The organism is Pseudomonas sp. IT-P176, assembly GCF_949767245.1.
GTDB lineage: Bacteria > Pseudomonadota > Gammaproteobacteria > Pseudomonadales > Pseudomonadaceae > Aquipseudomonas.
Window position 1 is genome coordinate 1 of record NZ_CATKPN010000110.1, and the last position, 424, is coordinate 424.

Annotated in this window: 1 protein-coding gene; it reads left to right on the plus strand. The window is 67.5% G+C overall.

Annotated features, from left to right (window positions below; genetic code table 11):
* Positions 1-424: ABC transporter permease subunit (locus ACM6IP_RS25175; protein WP_414862526.1), on the plus strand; the 424-nt coding region annotated here is incomplete at both ends.

Consider the following 424-nt stretch of genomic DNA (forward strand, 5'->3'; position numbering starts at 1 on the left):
ACTTCTAGGCCCGACCATCATGCGCCTGATGGACATCATGCTGGCCCTGCCCTCCTTGCTGCTGGCCGTGGCGATTGTCGCCATCCTCGGCCCTGGCCTGATCAACACCGTGATCGCCATCGCCATCGTGTCCCTGCCGTCCTACGTGCGCCTGACCCGCGCCGCGGTGATGGGCGAGCTGAACCGTGACTACGTGACGGCCGCGCGCCTGGCCGGTGCCGGCCTGCCCCGCCTGATGTTCATCACTGTGCTGCCCAACTGCATGGCTCCGCTGATCGTCCAGGCGACCCTGAGTTTCTCCTCGGCGATTCTCGATGCCGCCGCCCTGGGCTTCCTCGGCCTCGGCGTGCAACCGCCAACCCCTGAGTGGGGCACCATGCTGGCCTCGGCCCGCGACTACATCGAACGCGCCTGGTGGGTGGTA